The organism is Streptomyces coryli (genome assembly GCF_011044975.1).
In the GTDB taxonomy this organism is placed as follows: domain Bacteria; phylum Actinomycetota; class Actinomycetes; order Streptomycetales; family Streptomycetaceae; genus Streptomyces; species Streptomyces coryli.
Genome location: NZ_JAAKZV010000317.1, coordinates 1 through 7,829 on the forward strand (window position 1 = coordinate 1; position 7,829 = coordinate 7,829).

Below are 7,829 nucleotides of genomic sequence, written 5' to 3' on the forward strand. Positions count from 1 at the left end.
GCGTTGTTGCGGTCGGCGTCGTCGCCGGGGCTGAAGAGCAGCGCGCCCGTGCAGACCACCGCGACCACCGCGGCCGCCGCGAGCGCCAGCACCGCGGGGCGGCGGCGGGTGGCGGGGCGGTCGCGGTCGTCGCGGACGTCGTCCGGGTGGGCCCAGGCGGCGTGGTCGTCGCGCTCCGGGTCGTAGCCGCGATCGGGGCCGGGGCCGCCGCCGTGCCCGGCGCCGCCGCCGTGCCCCGCCTCCGGGCCGAAGAGCCCGAGATCCGCGGGAGTCGGCGTGCTCGGCTCGTACGCGGAGACCGGCACCGGCAGATTCGCCGTCTCCGCCGGGTCCCGCAGCGGCTGGGTCGGGGGCTGCATCACGTACGGGCGGATCAGCTGCGGGTCCCCGCGCTCGGCGCCCGCCCCGGCCGCCCGTCTCTCCGGCGGGCAGTGGCACGACGGCGCCCCGTGGGCCGTGTGCGGCGCTCCGCATCTGGAGCATGCCTGTCGTTCCACCGGACCGTCCCTCTCGTTCGAATGGAGCGATTATGCAGACGCCCGGAGCGGCTGCCCACCGCCCCCCGGTCGTCTCGGCAGGCCGGATCCGGGTAATCAGGCGAATATGGGTGCAATACGCATCGCCAGTAGGACGTGAACGTAGGGAGCCCGGCCATGGCGCCTGACCCGGACGTCGAGCCGCCGACACCCGAACGGCCCACCGCCGCGACCGCCCCCGCCGGGCCCGCCGAGGACCTCCCGCGCCGCACCATCCTGCTCTCGATGGGCGCCCTGCTCAGCGGCATGCTGCTGGCCGCCCTCGACCAGACCATCGTCGCCACCGCGCTCCCGACGATCGTCAGCGACCTCGGAGGCATGAAGCACCTGTCCTGGGTCGTCACCGCGTACATGCTCGCGGCCACCGCCGGCACCCCGCTGTGGGGCAAGCTCGGCGACCAGTACGGGCGCAAGAAGCTCTTCCAGACGGCGATCGCCATCTTCCTCGTCGGCTCCGCGCTCTGCGGCATCGCGCAGAACATGCCGCAGCTGATCGGCTTCCGCGCCCTGCAAGGCCTCGGCGGCGGTGGCCTGATGGTGCTGACGATGGCGATCGTCGGCGACATCGTGCCGCCCCGCGACCGCGGCCGCTACCAGGGCCTCTTCGGCGCCGTCTTCGGCGCCACCAGCGTCCTCGGGCCGCTCCTCGGCGGCCTGTTCACCGAGCACCTCAACTGGCGCTGGGTCTTCTACATCAACCTCCCCATCGGGGTGGTCGCGCTCGCGATCATCGCCGCCGTGCTGCACATCCCCAAGCGCAGCAACCCGCACCGCATCGACTACCTCGGCACCCTCCTCATCGCCTCGGTGGCCACCTGCCTCGTCCTGCTGACCTCGCTGGGCGGCAGCACCTGGGGCTGGTCGTCGAAGCAGATCATCGGCCTCGCGGTGCTCGGCGCGGTGCTGCTCGCCGCGTTCATCTGGGCCGAGACCAAGGCGGCCGAGCCGGTCATCCCGCTGAAGCTCTTCCGGCTGCGCACCTTCACCCTGTGCTCGGTGATCGGCTTTATCGTCGGCTTCGCGATGTTCGGGGCGATGACGTATCTGCCGACCTTCCTCCAGGTCGTACGGGGTGTGTCGCCGACGATGTCCGGCGTGCACATGCTGCCGATGGTGGCCGGCGTGCTCATCGCCTCCACCGGATCCGGGCAGCTCATCTCCCGTACCGGCCGGTGGAAGGTCTTCCCGGTCCTCGGCACCGCGATCACCGCGATCGGCCTGCTCCTGCTGCACCGGCTGACGGAGACGACCAGCACCTGGGAGATGAGCGCCTACTTCTTCGTCTTCGGCTTCGGGCTCGGCCTGGTGATGCAGGTGCTGGTGCTCGCCGTGCAGAACGCCGTCGGCTACGAGGACCTCGGCGTCGCCACCTCGGGCGCCACCTTCTTCCGCTCCATCGGCGCGTCCTTCGGCGTCGCCGTCTTCGGCACCATCTTCACCAACCGGCTCGCCGACAAGCTCACCGCGGCGCTGGGCGGCAAGCTGCCGGAGGGCACGGACGTAGCGAATCTGGAGGCCGACCCGCGGGCGATCGCCCAGCTGCCGCCGGAGGTGCGGGTCGAGGCGCTGCACGCGTACTCGACGTCGATCACGGATGTGTTCCTGTACGCCGTGCCGGTCGTCGCGCTGGCCTTCGTCGTCTCCTGGTTCATCAAGGAGCAGCCGCTGCGCGGCACCGTCACCGTGCCGGACGCGAGCGAGACCGTGGCCACCAACCCGGTCGAGCGCAGCTCCCGCGACGAGGTGGCCCGCGCGCTCACCCAGCTGTCCACGCTGGAGGGCCGCCGCGACATCTACCGCGACATCACCGCCCGCGCGGGCCTCGACCTGAAGCCCGCCGCGAGCTGGCTGCTGCTGCGCATGCACCGCTACGGCTCCGCGGAGCCGGCGATGCTCGCACAGCGCGCCAACGTACCCATGGGCATCGTCAACGCGGCGGCCCGGCAGGTCGAGGAGCGCGGCCTCGGCCGCCGGGACGGGCTGCCGCTCGTCCTGACGCCGGCCGGCGCCGTGCTCGCCGACAAGCTGTCACGGGCGCGCGAGGAGTCCCTCGCCGAGCTGCTCGGCGACTGGTGGACGAAGGACCGGCCGCGCGATCTCACCGACCTGGTGGCCGAGTTGAGCGGCGAGCTGTCCGGGTCGGACGCGGAGATGCCGTACGAGGAGCATCCGCGCCGCACGCCGGTGCCGGACCTGGACGACGACCACGCGACGGAACACCGCGGCGACTACCGCCCCGGGTGAGGCGTCAGCCCTCCTTGGGCCCGGTCTGCTGGATCACCTCGAACGACCAGACGTCGGAGCCCGTGGCCGCCGGCCGCTGCCCGCCGCCGTGCCCCGCACCCATGCCCTTCATCCAGGCCTGGAAGGACTCCTCGTCCTTCCACCGGGTGTAGACGAGGTACTTGTCGGTGCCCTCGAGCGGCCGCAGCAGCTCGAACCACTCGAACCCGTCGGACGACTCGACGGCACCGGCCCGCGAGGCGAACCGCTGCTCGAGGGTCTCCCGCTGCTCTTCCGGGACGGTGAGTGCATTGATCTTCACGATGCTCATGGCTCAATGATGCCTCCCGGCTCCGCGGCGGTTTCGGTCCCCCCTATCGCCCGTGTGTGCGCGGTGCCACGCTGAGTGAGGCACCCCCGGAAAGGCGGCGATGGCGATGGCCGGGCAGCTGCGGGTGGGGAATCTGCCGTCGCGGCAGACGCGGATCGTCGGGCGGGGCGAGGAGCTGGCCCGGCTGGAGCCGATGTGCCGGCAGCGGCCGCTGGTGACGGTCACGGGGGTCGGCGGCGTCGGCAAGACGTGTCTGGCGCTGCACGCGGCGGCCGCGGCACAGCCCGGGTTCCAGGACGGGGTGTGGTGGGTGGAGTTGTCGGGACTGCACGACGGCTCGCTGCTGGCGCACGTGATCGCCGAGGCGCTGCCGCTGGCGGACCATACGACCCTTCCCATGATCGAGGTCCTGGGCGACTATCTGGCCGAGCGGAAGCTGCTGCTGGTGCTGGACACGTGCGAGCACCTGACGGACGCGTGCGCGTTCACCGTGGAGCTGCTGCTGCGGTCGGCGCCGGGGCTGCGGGTGCTGACGACGAGCCGGCGTCCGCTGGGGATGCTGCCGGAGGAGGTGCTGCAGCTGGAGCCGCTGCCGGTGCCGCAACCGGGCGACGCGTCGGCGGACGCGGTGGTGCTGCTGGCCGAGCGGGCGGCCGCGGTGGTGCCCGGTTTCGCGGTGACGGAGGCCAACCGGGCGGAGCTGACCCGGCTTTGCCGTCGTTTGGAGGGGCTGCCGCTGGCCATCGAGCTGGCCGCGGCGAGGCTGCGGGAATGGCCGGTGAAGGAGCTGGCCGAGCGGCTGGAGGACCGGTTCGCGGCGCTGGGCAACGCGGACTCGGTGGTGCTGGGCGCCGATCCGCCGTGGCACCAGGCGCTGCGTACCGCGATCGGGTGGAGCCACCAGCTGTGCTCCCCGGCCGAGCGGCTGCTGTGGGCCAGGTTGTCGGTCTTCGCCGGCGACTTCGATGCCGAGTCCGCGCGGCAGGTGTGTGTCGATACCTACCTTGCCGTGGAGCGCATCGAGGGCCTGCTGGCCGGTCTGGTGGACAAATCGATTGTCACCTGGGCCCCGACCGGCGGTGGCGAGCGGTACCACATGCTGGACACCATCCGCGAGTACGGCGTCGGCTGGCTGCGCCGCCTCGGCGAGGAGGGCGAACTGCGCCGCCGCCACTGGCGTTACTACCAGGCGATGGCCTGCCGGGCGGAGGCCGCCTGGATCGGGCCGGATCAGATCGACTGGTACGACCGGATGGTCGCGGAGCACGAAAACCTGCGTGCCGCGCTGGACTTCTGCCTCGACGAACAGGACGGGCACAGCGCGCTGGACATGGGCGGGACGCTGTGGTTCTTCTGGTACGCCTGCGGCTTCGCCAAGGAGGGACAGCACTATCTGGACCGGGCCTTCGAACTCGGCACCGGCCCCGGACCGGTGCGCGCCATGGCCCTGTGGGCCCAAGGCGTCGCGGCGTTCGGCCAGGGCGACAAGGAGGCCAGCCTCCGCCTCGCCATCGCCTTCCGGGAGGCCGTGGCCGGCGAAACCGATGAAACCGCCGCTGTCGCCGCCGCCTTCCTGGAGGGCGGCGCTCTTACCCTGAACGGCCGGCAGGAACAGGCCGCCGAACAGCTCGACCGGGCCCTGGCCACCCGGCCGAGCGGCGGACGCTTTCGCGCGGCGTGGGTCCTGGCGGGCATCGCGCGGGGGTTCGCCCAGGTCAACCTCGGCCGGCTCGCCGAAGCCGCGACGGTCGCCGAGGATGTGCGCGCCGAATGCTCCCGGCACGGTGAAACCTGGGTCCGCGCCTACGGCGATTACCTGCGCGCCCTCGCCGAGCTGGGACTTGGGCAGGTCGCGGAGGCCGCGGCCGGTGCCCGTGCCGCCCTCGACGGCAAGCGCCGCCTCCACGACAGCCTCGGCTGCGCCCTTGCCATCGACTTGCTCGCCTCCGCCGCCGTCGCCGTCGGGCGCGCCGAGCAGGCGGCCCGGCTCCTCGGCATCTCCTGGCGGATCTGGCACACCGTCGGCACCCCCCAGATGGGCTCGCCCCATCTCATCGCCGCCCGCAAGGCGTGCGAGGACCAGGCCCGCCGCCTCATCGGCGACGGCGCCTACCGGACCGCCTTCAGCATCGGTTACGACACCGACCCCGACGCCGGCATCGCCTACGCCCTCGACCATGCCGTCGGGCCGCACCAGCACCGGTGATGCCTGCCGGGTGTGCGCTCGGTCCGGCCAATTCGGGTCAGACGTCAGGTATAGGCATGATGGACTGCGTCTGACCCTAAGGAGCTGTACGGTCGGGCACACAGGGATATACGAGGAGTAACGGGGCGTGGCGGACACGGAGAGGTGTGGGGCGGGGCACTCCGCTGCGGGGCTCGGTACGCGCAGTGTGCTGGCGCTCGGCGCGTTGTGGGTGCTGGCCGGCGTGCTGGCGGCGCGGCTTGCGGCCGAGGTGCTGCGGACCCCGCAGGAGGAGCGGCTCGCCGACCTCGATGCGTGGATCGGCCCGAACGGCGTGCTGCGGCACCGGGGTTCGGTCTACGACGACGGTGCCTTCACCGGTACGCCGTTCAACGGACTCGTCCTCAAGCCGCTCACCCGCGCCGCCGAGCAAGGCCTCGGCCTCGTCTGGACCTTCGGGACGCTGCTGCTCGTCGTAGGGCTCGGGGTGCTCGCCGCACGGGCGCTGCCGGAGCCGGTCACCCGGCGGACACGGCTGCTCGCCGCGCCGGTGGCGGTCAGTCTGATCGCGCTGTCGGTGCCGGTGCGGGAGACGTTCACGCTCGGCCAGACCAGCCTGCTGCCGGTGCTGCTGGCGCTCGGCGGCTGGTGGCTCGCGTGGCGCGGGCGGGCCGGCGGCGCCGCGCTGATCGGGCTCGCGGCGGCGCTGCAGCCCGCGGTGCTGCTGTTCGCGCCGGTGCTGTGGCTCACCGGGCGGCGCTCCGCCGCGTATTACGCGGGCGGCACCTTCGCCGCCGCCACCGCGGCCGCGTGGGTGGCGATGCCGGCCGACTCCTGGGCGTACTGGGTGCACCACATCGCGGGTGCCGGTCTCGGCGAGCCGATGGACAGCGCGGCGAACCAGTCGCTGCACGGCGCGCTGCTGCGGCTCGGGCTCACCGGGCCGCTGGAGATCGCGGTGTTCCTGGTGCTGGCCGCGGGGGTCGGGTATTTCGCGGTGCGGCGGGCGGTGTTCTACGCGCGCGACGGGCAGCTGCTGCTGGCCGCGGCGATCGCCGGGTGCGGGGCGATCGCGATCGCTCCGGCTGCTTGGCAGCATGAGCAGCTGTGGCTGCTGCTCGCGGTCGTGGGACGGACCGGGGCGCGGACGCGGGACCGTTATGTGTGGCCCGTTTTTGCCGTGCTGGTCATCACCTTCGACGGCAAGGACCTGGTGCCGAATCTGGCGTGGTTGTCCTTCGTCAGCGACAACATCGTCCTCATCGGCGCGCTGCTGGCGGCGACCGCGGTGCCGTTCCTGTCCCGTACGGCCGATGCCTGGGCGAAGCCGGCGCCGACCGGGCTGCTCGACCGGCCGAACATCCTGCTCGAGCTGCTGCTGATCCGGATCGGCTACCGGCTGTACTCGTACGTCCGCAGCTTCGCGCCCGACGGACGGGAGCTCGCCGAGGGGCACGGCGATCAGATCCTGGCGATCGAGCGCTTCCTGCACATCGACATGGAGTACTGGCTCAACCACAAGGTCGCGTCGATCGGCTGGCTCGAAGCGTCGATGAACTTCTACTACGCCTCCTTCCACTTCCTGGTGCCGCTGTCGATCCTGGGCTGGCTTTACGCGACCCGGCCCGCCGCGTACCGCAAGTGGCGCGCCTCGCTGGCCTTCGCGACGCTGTTCGCGCTGATCGGCTTCTGGGCGTATCCGCTGGCCCCGCCGCGGCTGATGCCGGGGCTCGGGTATATCGACACCGCCAATGGGCCGCAGGACTTCGACGATCCGAAGTTCGGGATGCTGACGGGGGTCTCGAACCAGTACGCGGCGATGCCGTCGCTGCATGTCGGGTGGTCGCTGTGGTGTGCGCTGGTGCTGTGGCGGCTGGCGCCGTATGCGTGGCTGCGGTGGGCGGGGTTCGCGTATCCGGCGCTGACGACGCTGGTCATCATGGGGACGGCGAACCACTATCTGCTGGATGCGGCGGGCGGCGCGGTGGTTGTCGCGGCCGGGATCTTCGCGGGGCGGGGGCTGCAGCGGGCGCTGGCGCTCAGCGCGCTCACGCGTGCAGCTTCAGGCCCTTCGTCGTCCGGTCCACCTGATTCCTCGGGCCGTACAGCGCCAGACCGACCAGATTCAGCTCGGCAGCCGGAACGGGCTTGACCGCGGCGCGGTTGTCGTCGTCGTTGTCGGTGGCGAAGATCTCCTCGGTGTAGATGCCGGTGTGGAGGCCGCGCTTGAGGGCGCGCTCGCGGGTGCGCTGCAGCTCCGCTGCGTCGGCCGCGTAGACCAGGACGGGCTCGCGGGCGAGCGCCAGGTAGGCGTTGCCGTCGGCGTCCTCGTACGGCTTCTCGCCCATGACGGTGTCGGTGGCGTGGGCGACGCCGGTGGCGAGGAAGGCGGTCACGTTCAGCTTCTGCCAGGTGGCCAGGTCGTCGCGGACGACGATGGCGAACTTCGTGTCGAATCGCATGTCCTGCAGCCTGCCGGTGCGGGTGGCCGCCGGTCTTGAACGCTCGTGCGCAGCGCCCTGGCGGGCAGCCTGTTCGGCTCTTCCCGCCCACC

General features: G+C 72.1%; 5 protein-coding genes and 1 pseudogene. 3 read left to right on the forward strand and 3 right to left on the reverse strand.

All coding sequences use genetic code 11. The annotated features are described in order from the left end of the window. A pseudogene (locus G5C51_RS37735) lies at window positions 1–362 on the reverse strand (hypothetical protein); the annotation flags it as partial. Between the two features lie 291 nt (window positions 363–653). On the opposite strand from G5C51_RS37735, the gene G5C51_RS37740 reads away from it, so the two are divergent. Further along, on the forward strand, window positions 654–2,780 hold the full coding sequence (locus G5C51_RS37740; RefSeq protein WP_165244702.1) for an MDR family MFS transporter: 2,127 nt from the start codon (window positions 654–656) through the stop codon (window positions 2,778–2,780). A 4-nt stretch (window positions 2,781–2,784) separates the two neighbouring features. On the opposite strand, the gene G5C51_RS37745 is transcribed toward G5C51_RS37740, so the two are convergent. Next, window positions 2,785–3,090, reverse strand: coding sequence for an antibiotic biosynthesis monooxygenase family protein (locus G5C51_RS37745; protein ID WP_165244704.1), 306 nt, complete (start codon window positions 3,088–3,090; stop codon window positions 2,785–2,787). 106 nt (window positions 3,091–3,196) lie between these two features. On the opposite strand from G5C51_RS37745, the gene G5C51_RS37750 reads away from it, so the two are divergent. Beyond that, window positions 3,197–5,296, forward strand: a complete 2,100-nt coding sequence (locus G5C51_RS37750) for an ATP-binding protein (RefSeq protein ID WP_165244706.1) — start codon at window positions 3,197–3,199, stop codon at window positions 5,294–5,296. Window positions 5,297–5,423: 127 nt separating this feature from the next. Next, window positions 5,424–7,427: a bifunctional glycosyltransferase 87/phosphatase PAP2 family protein gene (locus G5C51_RS37755; RefSeq protein WP_420824900.1), complete on the forward strand. Its 2,004-nt coding sequence runs from the start codon at window positions 5,424–5,426 to the stop codon at window positions 7,425–7,427. On the opposite strand, the gene G5C51_RS37760 is transcribed toward G5C51_RS37755, so the two are convergent. Continuing rightward, a complete protein-coding gene (locus G5C51_RS37760) occupies window positions 7,324–7,737 on the reverse strand; it encodes a DUF2000 domain-containing protein (RefSeq protein ID WP_165244708.1) in 414 nt (137 codons plus the stop codon). The two genes, G5C51_RS37755 and G5C51_RS37760, sit on opposite strands and share 104 nt — an antisense overlap. Window positions 7,738–7,829: the final 92 nt, after the last annotated feature.